This is a genomic window from Rhizorhabdus histidinilytica (assembly GCF_900167915.1).
GTDB lineage: Bacteria > Pseudomonadota > Alphaproteobacteria > Sphingomonadales > Sphingomonadaceae > Rhizorhabdus > Rhizorhabdus histidinilytica.
Window position 1 is genome coordinate 286,044 of sequence record NZ_FUYM01000001.1, and the last position, 14,071, is coordinate 300,114.

Sequence of the window (14,071 nt, forward strand, 5' to 3'; positions counted from 1 at the left end):
CAGGAGACTTCCCCATGGCATCCTTTTCTTCGCTGACGCGCAGGCTCGTCCTCGGGTCGGCGATCGCCCTGGTCGTGCTGGCTTCGCCGGTGCTGGCAGGCGATGACAGCTTCACCATCGCCGTCATTCCCGACACGCAGAACTATGTCGACTACACCCACCAGACGGCGGAGGGCTTCGCCTTCGATGCGAACCGGATGTTCTTCGAGCAGATGCAATATATCGCCGACAATGTCGAAAGCGCCGGCGGCGACATCGCCTTCGTCGCGGGGCTAGGCGACGTGTGGCAGCACCAGACGCTGAAGATCGATCCCGGCCACGCCGCGCGCGGCTTCAAGACGGCGCCGAACCCGGTGCTCGACGCGCATTTCGCGCCGACCCCGAAGGTGACGTCGGTGGAGATGCCGGCGGCGCGCAAGGGCTATGAGCTGCTGATGGGCAAGGTGCCCTTCTCGGTCATCCCCGGCAACCACGACTATGACGCGATGTGGACCGATTCCAAATTCCCGCCGGCGGCGAAGTTCGATCCCAAGGACATGTCGACCCTCGGCATGCTGCATCCCGGCGGCCTCGACAATTTCCGGTCGGTCTTCGGAAACCAGAGCGCCTTCTTCAAGGACAAGCCCTGGTATGTCGCCTCGCATGACGGCGGCGCCGACGCGGCGCAGATCTTCACCGCGGGCGGCTATCGCTTCCTGCACATCGGTCTGCAGTTCGATGCCCCCGACGCGTCGCTAGACTGGGCGGCGTCGGTGATCCGCCGCTTCCCCGGCCTGCCGACGATCGTGTCGATGCACGACTATATGGACAAGGACGGCAAGCGCATTCCCAATCCGATGATCGACGGCCACGCCGCCGACCCGCAGGACAACAGCCCGCAGATGATCTGGGACAAGCTGATCAGCCAGCACGACCAGATATTCCTGGTGCTTTGCGGGCACGAGCATGGCCAGGCGATGCGGACCGACCCGAACCGCTTCGGTCACAAGGTCCACCAGGTGCTCGCCGATTATCAGGACCGCGGGCAGACCGCCAAGGACGCCGGTGTGAAGTCGGATTGGCCGATCGGCATCGGCGACGGCTGGATGCGGCTGATGACCTTCGACATGTCGGGCGAGGTGCCGGTCGTGAAGGTCCGCACCTATTCGACCCACTACAAGAAGCTGAGCGTCGATACGCCCGAATATGCGGCCTGGTACAAGGCGCATGAACAGCCGCATCTCAGCGATGCCGACTATCAGCGCATGGACGACTTCTCGATCGAGCTGACCGATTTCCGTGAGCGTTTCGACGCGTCCGCCAAATAGGAGAAAAAAAGGCCGCGTTCCGATGAGGAACGCGGCCTTGCTTTGCTCCCGGCAGCAAATCCGGTGATGGGGTCAGGCGGCCGCCTGGCCCTCCTCGGGATCGCGCAGCACATAGCCGCGGCCCCACACGGTCTCGATATAGTTGTCGCCGCCGCAGGCGAGGCTCAGCTTCTTGCGAAGCTTGCAGATGAAGACGTCGATGATCTTGAGCTCCGGCTCGTCCATCCCGCCATAGAGATGGTTGAGGAACATCTCCTTGGTCAGGGTCGTGCCCTTGCGCAGCGACAGCAGCTCCAGCATCGCATATTCCTTGCCGGTCAGGTGGACGCGGGCGCCATCGACCTCGACGGTCTTGGCGTCCAGGTTCACCGCCAGCTTGCCGGTGCGGATCACCGACTGGCTATGGCCCTTCGAACGGCGGACGATCGCATGGATGCGGGCGACCAGTTCCTCCCGGTGGAAGGGCTTGGTGACGTAATCGTCGGCGCCGAAGCCGAGCGCACGGACCTTCGAGTCCATCTCGCCGATGCCCGACAGGATCATCACGGGAGTCTGCACCTTGGCGCCGCGCAGCTTCTTGAGCACGTCATAGCCGTGCATGTCGGGCAGGTTCAGGTCGAGCGCGATGATGTCGTAATCATAGAGCTTGCCCAGATCGAGGCCTTCCTCGCCGAGGTCGGTGGTATAGACGTTGAAGCCTTCGGCGCCCAGCATCAGCTCGATGCTCTTGGCGGTCGTGGGATCGTCCTCGATCAGCAATACGCGCATGGGATGTCTTCCTGCTCATCTGCCGGGAGAGGAGCCCGCTTGCTCCGCGCTTCCCGTCAACCTCTGTTAACCACGCCGTTAATGAAGGTAAAAGGTTAACGCGCTCTTAAAAACCAGTCCCGATTTTTACGTAAGTAAACAAACTGTGTGAATCCGGGGACTTATCCACCATTAGTTTCGGGTTCGTCGAGAAGCCGCCCAAGCACCGCGATCTCCCGGTGGAGCCGGGCGTTTCGGGTGAGGATGGTCTCGTCAACCTCCTCATTGCGGTCGTGGTCGTCGAAATAGCCACCGTCGCGATGGGTAAATTTCGTCGGGTCGCCGACTGCCCGCAGCGCCGATCCGCGCGCGCGCTTCGACTCGAACTCGGCGCGTGATTTCAACACATAGTGGTTAACCTGCGCGTGCCCGTGCCGTGCGGGAGCGAAGCCGCGGCCGGGATCGAGGGGCGCGCCCGCTGCGTCGACGTAGCGCCCGCGCCCGTGCATCAGGCGGACGCGGTGCGCGGTGACCTTGCAGATGTCGGCTGCGACCGCGATCGTCTTGATCTGCCGGCTGCTGGGGTGTTCGATCGGCGCGGCCCGGGTGAAGCGCTCGGTCACCAGCCCGGGTTCCTTCTCCAGCCGGCCGGCCGATCCGAACACACGCCAGTTGATGCCCACCGCGCTGGTGTCGGCGGGCAGGCCGGCCAGAAAGTCGTCGACCGTCGCGTCCCGCTTCAGGTTGAGGAATTCGTCGAGGTCGAGAAAGGCGATCCAGCGTGTCGCGCAGCGGACGATCGCATCCTGATAGGCGGCGATCTGCGACGATCGTCCCTCGACGCTCGGCCAGGGGCGATAATCGATGACGCCCAGCGCGCCGAGCCGGGCGAGCAGGACGTCGCTGCCGTCGTCGCTCTCGTTCGAATAGAGGATGATCTGCTCGACCCCGCAGAGCCGATGCCAGGCGATCCATTCGAGCAGATAAGGCCCTTCATTGCGGGCGATCCCGCAGAGGGTGACGCCGGGCGACCGATCCGCCGGTGGCACGGCAGGGCCGCCGGCGAGCTGGCGCCGCCCCTCGTGGCGGCCGTGCCGGTCGAAATGCTCCCACGGATCAAGGCCGTCCCGATACGGGTCCGCGAGATCGCCGCAGCAGAGCAGGTAGCGCTGCGCGTCGAAATTGGCGTCGGTGGCGATCTCAGTGGCGAGTGGGTCGTTGCTTGCGGTCACGCTCGCTCCAGATGCGCTCTACGGTGATCCCCTCGGCGGCGAGCATCGATTGTACCGACAGCGGCCCCGCCAGATGTCCCGCGCCGACCGCGACGAACACGGTGCCCGGCGTCGCCAGCCGCTTCTTCAGCCATTCGGCCCAGTTGGCGTTGCGCCTGCGCAGCAGGATTTCGCGCAGATGCGGGGTCAGGTCCTTGTCGTCGGCGAAGGCTTTGGCGATCGCCGCTTCGTTGCCGCTCGCCCAGGCGGCGAGGAGCTTGGCATAGTCGTCCTTTGCGTCGCTATGCCCGTCGGCGAAGCTCGCCAGCATCTCGCGCTGGTCGGCCTCCGACAGGTTGGCGAACAGCGCGAGCTGCTCCGACGCCGTCTCGAGCGCCTCGACCTTGCGGGGGCTGGCGTCCTTGGCGTCGGGGGAGGGCGGCGGGGCGAAGGCCGGCATCAGGCTGTTCTCCACTCCGGCATCGCGCTGGATTCCCAGGTCCTTCATCATCGCGCCCATCAGCATGAAGCTCGCCTGCCAGGTCGGCATCCGGCTGAGCATGGCGGGGTCGAGGCCCGATTTCTTGAGCAGGGCGGCGAAGGCCGGGCGGCTTTTCTCCGGCACCCGCTCCAGGATCGGCGGCAGGCTGGGATCGGGCGGCGGGAACAGGCTGGCGATCGCCTGCGGGTCCTTGTCGAGCAGCGTTTCGATCACCAGCGTGTCCGACGACGCCATCGCCTTCTCGATCCGCGAGTCCTGCCATTTATACCCGGGCGGCAGGGCGTGGATCGTGCCGAACAGGTAGATGGTCGTGTCCGCGTCGCCGAACCTCCAGAGGGCGGGCGAGGCGGCGGCCGGTGCCGCGAGGATCAGGGCTAGGAGCGCGGTGAGCGCGCGGCGGAACAGCGACATGGTTCTGATCTAGAAACGGACGGCGCGAATTACGAGCCCTTCTCGCTTTTCTCCGCCCTGGGAGGGGGCCGGGACCCTCGCAATCCTTGACCCGCCGCGCCCCCTGACGCAAAGGGCCGGTCACGTTCCCAACCGCCCCGAAGGACCCGACCTTGGCGACCAAGCCGCTATCGTTTCAGCGCCTGATCCTGACGCTCCACGACTATTGGAGCGATCAGGGTTGCCTGATCCTCCAGCCTTACGACATGGAGATGGGTGCGGGTACCTTCCATCCCTCGACAACGCTGCGCGCACTCGGCCCGCAGCCGTGGAAGGCGGCCTATGTCCAGCCGTCGCGCCGCCCGACCGATGGCCGCTATGGCGAGAACCCCAACCGGCTCGGCCATTATTACCAGTATCAGGTGATCCTGAAGCCGTCGCCCGCCAACCTTCAGGAGCTCTACCTCGGCAGCCTGGAGCGGATCGGCATCGACCCGCTCGCGCACGACATCCGCTTCGTCGAGGACGATTGGGAGAGCCCGACGCTCGGCGCCTGGGGACTTGGTTGGGAAGTGTGGTGCGACGGGATGGAGGTGACCCAGTTCACCTATTTCCAGCAGGTCGGCGGCTTCGACTGCAAGCCGGTCGCGGGCGAGCTGACTTATGGGCTCGAGCGGCTGGCGATGTACATCCAGGGCGTCGACCGGGTCTATGATCTCGCCTTCAACGACGAGGGCGTCACCTATGGCGACGTCTTCCTGGAGAATGAGCGCCAGTTCAGCGCCTATAATTTCGAGGCCGCGAACGCCGACACGCTGTTCAAGCAGTTCACCCAGGCCGCCGACGAGTGCCGCGCCCTGCTCGACCGCGACAAGCCCTTGCCGCTGCCCGCCTATGACCAGGCGATCAAGGCGAGCCACATCTTCAACACCCTCCAGGCGCGCGGCGTGATCTCGGTCGCCGAGCGCCAGGCCTATATCGGCCGCGTCCGCGACCTGGCAAAGGGCGCCTGTGCCGCCTGGATGGCGCATAACGGGTGGGAGGCCTGATCATGGCGGACTTCCTGCTCGAACTCCTCTCCGAGGAAATCCCCGCGCGGATGCAGGAGAAGGCGTCGGCCGACCTCGCCCGCCTGTTCACAGAGGAACTGGCCAAGGCGGGGCTCAAGCCCGACCGCATCACCTCCTACGTCACGCCGCGCCGCCTTGCGCTCATCGCGCACGGCCTGCCGATCGAGACGGCGGCGGTGTCGGAAGAGCTGAAGGGACCCAAGACCTCCGCGCCGCCGCAGGCGCTCGAAGGCTTCCTGCGCAAGACCGGCCTCGTCCGCGAGCAGCTCGTCGAGCGCGACGGCACGCTGTTCGCGGTGATCGAGAGGCCGGGCCGCGCGACCGCCAAGGTGCTGGCCGAGGCGATCCCCACGATCGTCCGCGGCTTCCCCTGGCCCAAGTCGATGCGATGGGGCACCGCCTCGCTGTCGACCGCCGCGCTGCGCTGGGTCCGTCCGCTCCAGGGCATCGTCGCGCTGCTCGGCGAGGATATCGTGCCGTTCGAGATCGACGGCGTGACGAGCGGCGCGGCCACGGTCGGCCACCGCTTCCACCATCCCGGCATCATCACCATCGGCAGCGCCGCCGACTATGCCGAGAAGCTGCGCGCCTGCCACGTCATCGTCGACCATGCCGAGCGCCGCGGCATCATCCGCGCCCGCGCCGCCGAGCTGGCCGCCGAACAGGGCATGACGGTCATCCCCGACGAGGGGCTCGTCGCCGAGAATGCCGGCCTCACCGAATGGCCGGTGCCGCTGCTTGGCCGCTTCGATCCGGCCTTCCTGGAGGTCCCGCGCGAGGTGATCCAGCTCACTCTGCGCACCAACCAGAAATATTTCGTGCTCAACGACGCCGAGGGCAAGCTCGCCCCGGCCTTCATCTGCACTGCCAATATCAGCGCCAGGGACGGCGGCGCGGCGATCGTCGCCGGCAACGGCAAGGTGCTGGCGGCGCGGCTGTCGGACGCGAAATTCTTCTGGGAGCAGGACCTCAAGGCGCCGCTCGACGACTATCTGCCCAAGCTGGAGGCGATGCTCTTCTACGAGGGCATGGGCACGCTGCGCGAAAAGGCCGATCGCATCGCCGCGCTCGCCGCGTGGATCGCCAAGGCCTACTTCCCCGAGCGCGATCCGGAGACGGCGCGCCGCGCGGGCCTGCTGGCGAAGGCGGATCTCGCTACCGCGATGGTCGGCGAATTCCCCGAGCTGCAAGGAATCATGGGCGGCTATTATGCCGAGCAGCGCGGCGAGAAGCCGGGCACCGTCTCCGCGCTCAAGCAGCAATATGTCGCGGCGGTTGAGGGCTGCATTCCGGCCTGCGTGGCGCTCGCCGACCGCATCGACACGCTCGCCGCCTTCTTCGCCCGCGGGATCAAGCCGACCGGTTCGAAGGACCCCTTCGCGCTGCGCCGTGCCGCGCTGCAGACGATCCAGACGATCCTCGTCAACGGCACCCGTATGAACCTGCTCGCTACGATCGAGCAGGCTAAGACGGGGCTCGGCGCGGATGGGCTCAACACCGCGGAACTGCTCGACTTCTTTGCCGACCGTCTCAAGGTCCAGCAACGCGAGGCGGGCGTCCGCCACGACCTGATCGACGCGGTGTTCGCGCTGGGCGGGGAGGACGATCTCGTCCGCCTGCTGGCGCGGGTGAAGGCGCTGCAGGCGTTCGTCGAGACCGAGGACGGCGCGAATCTGCTCGCCGGTTACAAGCGTGCGGCCAATATCCTCAAGAAGGAGGGCGGGGTGCCCGAAGGTGCCTCGGCGACGCCCGATTACGAACCGGAAGTCGCGGAATCGGCACTGATCGCCGCGCTCGACGCCGCCGAGCCGAAGGCGGCGGCCGCGGTCGAAGCGGAGGATTTCGCGGGCGCGATGGCCGCTCTCGCCACGCTGCGCGGGCCGATCGACGCTTTCTTCGATCAGGTCATCGTCAACGATTCTTCGTCATCGAAAAGAAACACTCGGCTCGCGCTGCTTGAAAAAATCCGTGTTGCGGTGCACAACGTCGCCGACTTCTCGAACATCGAGGGCTGATTCGATTGCCATGCTCCCTGCCGGGAGCGGGTCGTGATGGGGAGAGTGACGGGCGTATGACGACGCAATATGTCTATCGGTTCGGCGGCGGCGTTTCCGACGGCGGCAAGGGTGACAGGAACCTCCTCGGCGGAAAGGGTGCGAACCTCGCCGAAATGGCCTCGATCGGCCTGCCGGTGCCGCCCGGCTTCACCATTTCGACCGAGATGTGCCAACGTTATTATGACGAAGGGCAGAATTTCCCCGACAGCCTGAAGGCAGAGGTCGCCAACGGCATCGCCCATATCGAGGCGATCACCAACAAGAAGTTCGGCGTCGCGGCCGATCCGCTGCTGGTGTCCGTCCGCTCGGGCGCGCGCGCCTCGATGCCGGGGATGATGGACACCGTCCTCAACCTTGGCCTCAACGACGAGACCGTGGTCGGCCTCGCCACGGTGTCGGGCGACGCCCGCTTCGCGTGGGACAGCTATCGCCGCTTCATCCAGATGTATTCGGACGTCGTCCTCGAACTCGATCACAGCGCCTTCGAGGAGGCGCTTGAGATCGCCAAGGAGGACAAGGGCTACAATCTCGATACCGAGATGACCGCCGACGACTGGCAGGCGCTCGTCAAGCGTTACCAGGAGCTGGTCGCGGAGATGTGGGGCAAGCCCTTCCCGCAGGACGTGCACGAGCAGCTCTGGGGCGCGATCGGCGCGGTGTTCGGTTCCTGGCAGTCGGAGCGCGCGAAGGTCTATCGTCGCCTCAACGACATTCCGGGCGACTGGGGCACTGCGGTCAACGTCCAGGCGATGGTGTTCGGCAACATGGGCGACACGTCCGCCACCGGCGTCGCCTTCACCCGCGATCCGTCGAAGGGCGATCGTGCTTATTATGGCGAGTTCCTGATCAACGCGCAGGGCGAGGACGTCGTCGCCGGCATCCGCACCCCGCAATATCTGACCAAGGTCGCGCGTGAGGCCGCCGGCGCCAAGCCCGCCTCGATGGAAGAGGCGCTGCCCGAGGTCTATGGCGAGCTGGCCAAGGTGTTCGACCTGCTCGAAACCCATTACCGGGACATGCAGGACATCGAGTTCACGGTGCAGCAGGGCAAGCTCTGGATGCTCCAGACGCGTTCGGGCAAGCGTACCGCCAAGGCCGCGCTCAAGATCGCGGTCGACATGGCGAACGAGGGCCTGATCACCCGCGAGGAGGCCGTCGCCCGTGTCGATCCGGCCGCGCTCGATCAGCTCCTTCACCCGACCCTCGATCCACAGGCGCCGCGCGACGTGATCGCCAAGGGCCTGCCGGCCTCGCCGGGCGCAGCCTCCGGCCTCGTCGTGTTCGACGCCGAAACCGCCGAGAAGCGCGCGGAGCTGGGCGATGCGGTGATCCTGGTCCGCGTCGAGACCAGCCCCGAGGACATCCATGGCATGCACGCCGCCAAGGGCATCCTGACGGCGCGCGGCGGCATGACCAGCCACGCGGCGGTGGTCGCGCGCGGCATGGGCCGTCCCTGCGTGTCCGGCGTCGGCACGCTCGCGATCGACGCCAAGGCGAAGATCTTCCGCGTCGCCGGCCGTGAGGTTCGCGAGGGTGACGTCATCACCATCGACGGCGCGACCGGCGAGGTGATGCTGGGCGCCGTCCCGACCGTCCAGCCCGAGCTGGCGGGCGACTTCGGCACGCTGATGGGCTGGGCCGACGAGGTCCGCCGCCTCAAGGTCCGCGCCAACGCCGAGACCCCGCTCGACTGCAAGACCGCGCGCATCTTCGGCGCCGAGGGCGTCGGCCTGTGCCGCACCGAGCATATGTTCTTCGATTCGAACCGCATCACCGCGGTCCGCCAGATGATCCTGGCCGAGGACGAGAAGGGCCGCCGCGCCGCGCTCGACAAGCTGCTGCCCGAGCAGCGCGCCGACTTCACCGAGATCTTCGAGATCATGGCCGGCCTGCCGGTCACGATCCGCCTGCTCGATCCGCCGCTCCACGAATTCCTGCCGCATGAGGAGGAGGAGTTCGCCGAGGTGGCGACGGCGACCGGCATCGGCATCGAGGCGCTCAAGCGCCGCGCGGCCGAGCTGCACGAGTTCAACCCGATGCTCGGCCATCGCGGCTGCCGCCTCGGCGTGACCTATCCCGAGATCTACGAGATGCAGGCGCGCGCCATCTTCGAGGCGGCCTGCGACGTCGCGGAGAAGAGCGGAAGCGCGCCGATCCCCGAGGTGATGGTGCCGCTGGTCGCGACCCGGCGCGAGCTGGAGCTGATGAAGGCGGTGATCGACAAGGCCGCCAAGGCTGTGTTCGCCGAGAAGGGCCGCACGCTCGACTATCTGGTCGGCACGATGATCGAGCTGCCGCGCGCCGCGCTCAAGGCGGGCGAGATCGCCGAGGTCGGCGAGTTCTTCTCGTTCGGCACCAACGACCTGACCCAGACCACGCTGGGCGTGTCGCGCGACGATGCGGGCCGCTTCCTGACGACCTATGTCGACAAGGGCATCTATCCGAAGGACCCGTTCGTCAGCCTCGACGTCGACGGCGTCGGCGAACTGATCGAATTGGCCGCCGAGCGCGGCCGCAAGACCCGCGGCGACATCAAGCTGGGCATCTGCGGCGAGCATGGCGGCGATCCGGCCTCGATCGCCTTCTGCGAGGCGACCGGGCTCGATTATGTCTCGGCCTCGCCCTACCGCGTGCCGATCGCCCGCCTCGCGGCGGCGCAGGCGGCGCTCAAGGCGAAGGGGTAAGTCGGCCTCTCACCCGTCCGTCATCCTGAACTTGTTTCAGGATCCACCGCGCCGCAGGTCGTGTCCGTGCGGATGATGGGTGGATGCTGAAACAAGTTCAGCATGACGTCCGTGGGGGAGGGCAGACGGATGACGACATCGGCCGCTTAGGCTAAGCCCGGCCGATGTCCTCGTCCCTCCGGCCCGCCGATCCCGCCCAGCGGCTCCTGTCGATCGACGCGCTGCGTGGGCTTGCCCTGTGCGGCATATTGCTGATCAACATCGTCGACATGGGCGGCCCGATCGCGATGGACCGGCCGATGGCCGAGCCGTCGCTGGCCTCGCCGGACTGGCAGCTCTGGGGTTTCTCCCAGCTGTTCATCACCGGCACGATGCGCGGCCTCTTCTCGATGCTGTTCGGGGTCGGCCTGCTGCTGTTCCTGGGCGACGACGATCGCGCCGATCGGCCGCGCCTCTATCTGCGCCGGCTGATCCTGCTGCTTTTGTTCGGCATCGTCGACTCCACCTTCCTGCTCTGGCCGGGCGACATCCTGCTGATCTACGCGCTGGCCGGAATCGTCGCGATGATCCTACACATGCTGACGCCAGCCCAGCTCGTCTCGGCCGCAGCGGTGATCCTGCTGCTATTATCGGCCTGGGCAGGGCTGGAGGCGCCGTCCTTCCAGCCCGCCGACACCGTCTATTCGGCAGAGATGCTGGCCCGGGAGGGCGCCGCGCGGCTGGGCGGCTATTGGCAGACCTTCGACTATATGAGCTATGTGAGCTGGAACTGGACGGTCAACGCGCTCACCTATCGCTGGATCGGCGATGCGCTCGCCTTCATGCTGGTCGGCATGGCGCTCTACCGGATCGGCCTGTTCGACGGGCGGTTCGAGGAGCGCCGGCTGCGGCGGATGGTGCGGATCGGCTATTCGGTCGGGCTGGCGCTGCGCCTGCTCCACGCGGTGCTGGTCTTCCACAATGACGGCGCGCCGATGGTGGTCAGCGGCATCGTCGACCAGCCGGGGCGGCTGGCGATGACGATCGGCCATGCGGGCCTGTTCCTGCTGCTGTGGCGCAAGCGGGCCTGGCCGCGCCTGATGAGCGGTCTCGCGCGGATGGGGCGGATGGCGCTGACGCTCTATCTCGGCCAGAGCCTGATCGCGGCGTGGATATTCTCGGGCTTCGGACTGGGCCTGTGGAACCGGCTCTCCTGGCCGGCACTGTGGCTGGTCGCCTTCGCAATCCTCGCGGTCCAGGCGCTGTTCGCGGCGTTCTGGTTCCGGGCGTTCCGCTACGGCCCTATGGAATGGCTCTGGCGCTGGGGAACCTACGGCCAGCGGCCGTAAAGCCACTCGAAATTCGGGAGCATCGCGCCCGCAAGGCCGAACGGCCGCTCGAGCTTATGCGAGGAAAGCCAAGGCGGATGGAAGTCCGCCGCCCGGCGCCTGAGGGTCAGGCAAATTACGCGAACCGCCGCGCATGTTCGTCGAACTCGCCCTTGCGCAGGATCTCGGCCTGCTCGCGCCAGCGCTCGTCGGCGATCGCGCCGGGGGCAAGGCCCATGCGGCCTTCGAGCTCGGCTTCCTCGCTCGGGCTCAGAGCGATGATGTCTGCATAGCGATGAATGCCAAGCTCGTTGAGCCTGATTTCCCCGCCGCGCCCGACGCCGAAGATGCGGGCGAGATCGTCGCGTTGGCCCGAGGCCGCGGCGGCGATCGCCCCGGCGGTGTCGGCGTTGACCGCCGGGCGGCGCTTCTCCAGCTCGGCGATCCTCTCGCTGGCGGCCGCGGCGCGGGCGGCGTGATGCTCGCGCTCCCGCTCCAGCTCGACCCGGCGGTCGCGTTCGCCCTCCAATTCGGTCAATTTCGCCGACAGCCGGTCATTCTGCTCCTCCGCCGCGATGCGCAGCGTGCGTTCCCGCTCGAAATCCGGTTTCCAGCGGCGGTTGCCCGAAAGGGTGAACAGGCCGAACAGCCAGCCGAGGACGAAGACGAGCGCTACGATGACCCACTGATTGGTCGTGAACGCGAACATGTAATGAAGCCTCCCTTTATACTGGAGGCTAAAACCGTTTCGTGGCGTTTACGTTCCGCGTCGAAGAGGCGAGGGGCGCCGTTCAGGCGGGCTCCGCCGGCCTCAATGAATAACGTTGTCGCGGATGGAGCAGGCGGCCGGGCCGAGGATGACGATGAACAGCACCGGCAGGATGAACATGATCAGCGGCACCGTCATGATCGCCGGCAGCCGCGCGGCTTTCTCCTCGGCACGCATCATCCGCTCGTGGCGGAACTCCGCCGACAATACGCGGAGCGCCGCGGCGAGCGGGGTGCCATATTTCTCGGTCTGGATCATCGTCGTGACGACGCCCCGGATCGAATCGAGGTTTACGCGCTGCGCGAGATTCTCGAACGCCTGGCGCCGATCGGTGAGGAAACCCAGCTCGATCGCGGTCAGTGCGAACTCGTCGCCCAACTCCGGATAGGCCTTTGACAACTCACGCGCGACCCGGTTGAACGCGAGGTCGACCGACAGGCCGGCCTCGGCACAGATCACGAGCAGGTCGAGCGCATCGGGCAGCGCCTTGCGGATCGCCTGTTGCCGCTTGGTGATCAGGTTCTTCACATAGACATCGGGTGCCTTGTAGCTGGCGATCAGCGCACCCGCGACGATCATATATTGCTTGAAGGCGCTCGCCTCCGGGAACCAGTGGAGCAGGTAGACGCCGACCGCCGCCGTCCCGCCGATCATGATCGGGGACACCAGCCGGAAGAAGATCACCGTGATCGCGGCGTCCTTCGAACGGATGCCGGCGCGGGTCAGGCTCAGCGAGGCGGCCTTGAGCTGCGAATCCTGCAGCATCTTCATGCTGCCGAGAATCGCCTTCATCCGGTCGACCGAGATGCTGGCCTTCTTCTCCATCTTCTGGCGGCGGCGGGTCTTGGACGCGGCGACGCCGGCCTTGAGTTGCTCGCGCCGGTCGTTGAGCGCGCGTACACGCCGCGCCATCGGATCACGGGCGAGGGACTTCACCAGGCTGTGGCCGACCACCAGCATGACGATCGCCGTCGCCAGCGCGATGCCGATCGACAACAGCGTATCGAAGAATTGCGGGGTGGCGGCGTGCTGCATCGCGACCTCAAATCTCGAAATTGATCATCTGGCGCATGATGTAGGCGCCGATCGACATCCAGATCAGCCCGCCCATGCCCGCGATCATCAGCCGCTGGTCGGCGAAGAAGCCGGCCATGTAGGTCGGGCTGATGAAGCTGATCAGCCCGAACACGACGAAGGGCAGCACGCCGATGATATAGGCCGACGCCTTGGATTCAGACGACATGGCCGAAATCTTGAGCTTCATCTGCATGCGCTTGCGCAGCACGTCGGCGAGGTTGCCGAGCGTCTCGGCCAGGTTGCCGCCGGTCTCGCGCTGGATCGCCAGGGTGATCACGAAGAACTGGAACTCGGCGGTGCCCAGCCGGTCGGCCGTCTCCTGCAACGCGCCCTCCAGCGTGCGGCCGATCCGCATGCGATCGCTGACCGCCTGGAATTCGCTGCCGACCGGACCCTCGATCTCGGAGGCTACCGCGCCCATCGTCTCGGCGATCGGCAGGCCTGCGCGCAGGCCGCGTACCAGCAGCTCGATCGCGTCGGGAAAGCGCGTGACGAACTGCGCGATCCGTCGCTTGGCGAGGATGTTCAGCACCAGCCGTGGCAGGCCGAGCCCCGCAGCGGTCGCGACGATCATCGCCATCCACAGCGGCAGGCCGAGCAGGACGAACAGCAGCAGCGGCACCGCGAAGGCAACCCCCGATCCCATATAATATTGCTGGACGGTCCATTTCTTGCCGGCCGCCTCGATCTGGCGATGGACGTCGGCCGGGTCGGGCAGGAAGCGGTTGAGCAGCGTCTTTTCGCGGCGGACCACTGTCGCGCGACTGGCGAGCAGCTTGCGGACCTGTTCGTTGACGCCGGGCTCGCCGTTGACGTTGTAGCGGCCCCGCACCGTCGACAGCCGGCGCGCGAAGGCGCGCTGCGCGGGCGGCCGCGCCACCACGAAGATGAAGACGGGCACGACCGTGGCCATGACCATCAGGAAGAGCATCGTCAGCATGTGGCGGACA

At 66.5% G+C, this 14,071-nt stretch carries 11 protein-coding genes; 5 read left to right on the forward strand and 6 right to left on the reverse strand.

Annotated features, from left to right (window positions below; genetic code table 11):
* The first annotated feature begins 14 nt into the window (after positions 1-14).
* Positions 15-1,307 (forward strand): metallophosphoesterase family protein, encoded by a 1,293-nt coding sequence (locus B5X82_RS01335; RefSeq protein ID WP_079646238.1) that lies wholly within the window; start codon positions 15-17, stop codon positions 1,305-1,307.
* 72 nt (positions 1,308-1,379) lie between these two features.
* Here B5X82_RS01335 and ctrA read toward each other — a convergent pair whose 3' ends face one another.
* The 3 genes from ctrA to B5X82_RS01350 form a co-directional block, all read right to left on the reverse strand.
* Positions 1,380-2,075 (reverse strand): response regulator transcription factor CtrA, encoded by a 696-nt coding sequence (gene ctrA, locus B5X82_RS01340; RefSeq protein ID WP_079646239.1) that lies wholly within the window; start codon positions 2,073-2,075, stop codon positions 1,380-1,382.
* A 161-nt stretch (positions 2,076-2,236) separates the two neighbouring features.
* Positions 2,237-3,286 carry a glycosyltransferase family 2 protein gene (locus B5X82_RS01345; RefSeq protein ID WP_079646240.1) on the reverse strand — a complete coding sequence of 350 codons (1,050 nt, stop codon included), beginning with the start codon at positions 3,284-3,286 and terminating at the stop codon, positions 2,237-2,239.
* Positions 3,255-4,178, reverse strand: a complete 924-nt coding sequence (locus B5X82_RS01350) for a TraB/GumN family protein (RefSeq protein ID WP_079646241.1) — start codon at positions 4,176-4,178, stop codon at positions 3,255-3,257. Before B5X82_RS01350 ends, B5X82_RS01345 begins: the two co-directional genes overlap by 32 nt.
* 152 nt (positions 4,179-4,330) lie before the next feature.
* Between B5X82_RS01350 and B5X82_RS01355 the strand changes: the two genes are divergently transcribed.
* The 4 genes from B5X82_RS01355 to B5X82_RS01370 all read left to right on the forward strand — a co-directional run bounded on the left by B5X82_RS01355 (position 4,331) and on the right by B5X82_RS01370 (position 11,296).
* On the forward strand, positions 4,331-5,206 hold the full coding sequence (locus B5X82_RS01355; protein WP_079646242.1) for a glycine--tRNA ligase subunit alpha: 876 nt from the start codon (positions 4,331-4,333) through the stop codon (positions 5,204-5,206).
* A gap of 2 nt (positions 5,207-5,208) precedes the next feature.
* Positions 5,209-7,242: a glycine--tRNA ligase subunit beta gene (gene glyS / locus B5X82_RS01360; protein WP_079646243.1), complete on the forward strand. Its 2,034-nt coding sequence runs from the start codon at positions 5,209-5,211 to the stop codon at positions 7,240-7,242.
* A gap of 56 nt (positions 7,243-7,298) precedes the next feature.
* Complete coding sequence (ppdK, locus tag B5X82_RS01365) at positions 7,299-9,968, forward strand: pyruvate, phosphate dikinase (RefSeq protein ID WP_079646244.1); 2,670 nt, start codon at positions 7,299-7,301, stop codon at positions 9,966-9,968.
* 164 nt (positions 9,969-10,132) lie between these two features.
* The gene (locus tag B5X82_RS01370) at positions 10,133-11,296 is read left to right on the forward strand and encodes a DUF418 domain-containing protein (protein ID WP_079646245.1); all 1,164 of its coding nucleotides are present in this window, start codon (positions 10,133-10,135) and stop codon (positions 11,294-11,296) included.
* 115 nt (positions 11,297-11,411) lie between these two features.
* On the opposite strand, the gene B5X82_RS01375 is transcribed toward B5X82_RS01370, so the two are convergent.
* From B5X82_RS01375 to B5X82_RS01385, 3 genes are all read right to left on the reverse strand, one after another.
* Positions 11,412-11,984, reverse strand: a complete 573-nt coding sequence (locus tag B5X82_RS01375) for a hypothetical protein (RefSeq protein ID WP_079646246.1) — start codon at positions 11,982-11,984, stop codon at positions 11,412-11,414.
* A 102-nt stretch (positions 11,985-12,086) separates the two neighbouring features.
* A complete protein-coding gene (locus B5X82_RS01380) occupies positions 12,087-13,079 on the reverse strand; it encodes a type II secretion system F family protein (RefSeq protein ID WP_079646247.1) in 993 nt (330 codons plus the stop codon).
* Between the two features lie 7 nt (positions 13,080-13,086).
* Positions 13,087-14,061, reverse strand: coding sequence for a type II secretion system F family protein (locus B5X82_RS01385; RefSeq protein WP_079646248.1), 975 nt, complete (start codon positions 14,059-14,061; stop codon positions 13,087-13,089).
* Positions 14,062-14,071: the final 10 nt, after the last annotated feature.

Excerpts from the sequence above, each read along its gene's own strand:
- B5X82_RS01350 (WP_079646241.1), bottom strand. The coding sequence starts at position 4,178 with ATGTCGCTGTTCCGCCGCGCGCTCACCGCGCTCCTAGCCCTGATCCTC.
- ppdK (WP_079646244.1), top strand. The coding sequence starts at position 7,299 with ATGACGACGCAATATGTCTATCGGTTCGGCGGCGGCGTTTCCGACGGC.
- B5X82_RS01375 (WP_079646246.1), bottom strand. The coding sequence starts at position 11,984 with ATGTTCGCGTTCACGACCAATCAGTGGGTCATCGTAGCGCTCGTCTTC.
- ctrA (WP_079646239.1), bottom strand. The coding sequence starts at position 2,075 with ATGCGCGTATTGCTGATCGAGGACGATCCCACGACCGCCAAGAGCATC.
- B5X82_RS01385 (WP_079646248.1), bottom strand. The coding sequence starts at position 14,061 with ATGCTGACGATGCTCTTCCTGATGGTCATGGCCACGGTCGTGCCCGTC.
- B5X82_RS01380 (WP_079646247.1), bottom strand. The coding sequence starts at position 13,079 with ATGCAGCACGCCGCCACCCCGCAATTCTTCGATACGCTGTTGTCGATC.
- B5X82_RS01335 (WP_079646238.1), top strand. The coding sequence starts at position 15 with ATGGCATCCTTTTCTTCGCTGACGCGCAGGCTCGTCCTCGGGTCGGCG.
- B5X82_RS01370 (WP_079646245.1), top strand. The coding sequence starts at position 10,133 with ATGTCCTCGTCCCTCCGGCCCGCCGATCCCGCCCAGCGGCTCCTGTCG.
- glyS (WP_079646243.1), top strand. The coding sequence starts at position 5,209 with ATGGCGGACTTCCTGCTCGAACTCCTCTCCGAGGAAATCCCCGCGCGG.